At 43.9% G+C, this 1,964-nt stretch carries 1 protein-coding gene; it reads right to left on the bottom strand.

Annotation, left to right across the window (positions count from 1 at the left end):
- Positions 1-89 precede the first annotated feature (89 nt).
- Complete coding sequence (locus AN394_RS21080) at positions 90-1,493, bottom strand: MBL fold metallo-hydrolase RNA specificity domain-containing protein (protein WP_055022511.1); 1,404 nt, start codon at positions 1,491-1,493, stop codon at positions 90-92.
- Positions 1,494-1,964 lie beyond the last annotated feature (471 nt).

Here is a 1,964-nt window from a genome sequence, read left to right as displayed (position 1 = left end):
ACTCGCAACTCGCAACTCGCAACTCGCAACTCGCAACTCGCAACTCGCAACTCGCAACTCGCAACTCGCAACTCGCAACTCGCAACTCGTTACTCACTAACCACTATCTCTACTCTTTCGCCTAACTCTGCTTTAAGCTTTTCTGCTAGTGCTTGTTTGGCTTGCTCATCACCGTGGACGATTTTGATTAAACTTGGCTTTTTACGCATGCCGGTAACAAATCTGATTAATCCTTTTTGATCTGCATGGGCACTGTAGCCGCTAATGGTATGAATTTGTGCTTTAATCATTACTTTTTGATTATCGATAAATACATAGCCGCCGCGTGGGCCGTATTTTTGAATTTCTCGGCCTAAAGTTCCTTGCCCTTGGTAGCCAACAAAAATGACATCGGTTGTTTTGTCGGGCAAAAACCGCTCTAGGTAATTAACTATTCTGCCGCCATTACACATACCGCTGGCGGCGATGATTATAGCTGGCTGTTGTTTTGAGGCTAAAAAGTTAACCAAGGCAAGGTGCTCTTGATGGCTATCAATGGTGTGTAGTTGGTTAAAGTCGAGCGGGTGGCGACCTTGTTTTACGCGTTTTTTTGCTTCGTTATCCCATAGCTGTTTGAAGTGTAAATATTCATTTGTAAAGTTGGCTGCCATTGGCGAATCTACAATAATTTGCAGTTTATGCCACAATGAACGTTTGCTTGCAGAGTGAATGAGCTGTTCAAACTCATAGAGCAGCTCTTGAGTTCGGCCAATGCTAAAAGCGGGTATGAGTACAACGCCATTATCGCTTACGGCACGTTCTATAATCTTTTTAAGAACGGCTACGCGCTCTTTACGACCTTGATGGTTTTTATCACCATAGGTTGACTCAATAACTAATGTATCGGCGCGGTAAGGCGGTTTAGGCGTTGGTAATAAGGGTGTGTAAGGCGCACCTAAATCACCAGAAAATACCACTCTATGCGTATTTGGCTTTTTACCTAGCTCAATTTCAACATAGGCAGAGCCTAAAATGTGCCCGGCACGTTGCAGGCGGATTTTATATAATGAATTTTGATCACTTGGGGCTACTTTTTCGGGGCTAAAGCCCACTCCTTCGGGAATGCAGTACCATGTATTGAAATCGAGAGAGACAATTTGTTGTTTTAGTAACTTTAAGCAAGTGCGGATCATTGCTTCATCGCGAGTTACACCCACTTTTAAAGCATCTTCAATCACCATAGGCAATAGCTTGGCGGTGGCAGCCGAGGTGAAAATAGGCCCTTTAAAACCAGCTGCAAGTAGATAGGGTATGCGACCAACATGGTCTATATGGCAATGTGTGACAATCAGCGCTTTTACTGTTGATATATCAAACTCAATTGCTAAGTTTTGTTTACTGTCTTCTCCTTGAAATAGCCCACAATCAACAAGTACAGAATTTGTGTCATCAATAAATAGCTGGTGACAAGACCCTGTTACGCCTTTCACCGCTCCGTGGTGTTTTATATGCATAATAAACTCCTGATCTTTAAGCGAGGTTTTAGAATAGAAGTTATTGACTTATAGAGCAATGGGCGAGCGAAAAGCTATTCAAGGCCAGAGCCGTCCCTACGTTTTAATATAGGCGTAAAATTTTAGGAGCTGTCAGCTTTCAGCGGTTAGTTTACAGATGAACGGTGGCGTTTGTTGGTAATGCATGTAGGAGGTACTTTAGTGCCGAAAGTTTAAGGAGCTGTCAGCTTTCAGTTTGAAGATCAATTTTGGTTATGCATTTATTTGTGGGTTGGGCGCAGTATGTCAGACGCGCCAAGCAAGCGTGACGCCTACGGTGGTGTAGGCGTGAAATTTATTTCCCGCGTTATCTTCTTATATTGCGCGATATAAAATCGCGCCTATGATAACTCGCATCTCGCATCTCGCATCTCGCATCTCGCATCTCGCATCTCGCATCTCGCATCTCGCATCTCGCATCTCGCATCTCGC

The organism is Pseudoalteromonas sp. P1-26, from assembly GCF_001401795.1.
Lineage (GTDB): Bacteria > Pseudomonadota > Gammaproteobacteria > Enterobacterales > Alteromonadaceae > Pseudoalteromonas.
Note: the sequence above shows the minus strand (reverse complement) of the source record. Positions and strands in the feature narration are given on the sequence as shown.

What these genes read in the sequence shown, in the direction of transcription:
- AN394_RS21080 (WP_055022511.1), bottom strand. Translation starts at nt 1,493, where the DNA reads ATGCATATAAAACACCACGGAGCGGTGAAAGGCGTAACAGGGTCTTGT.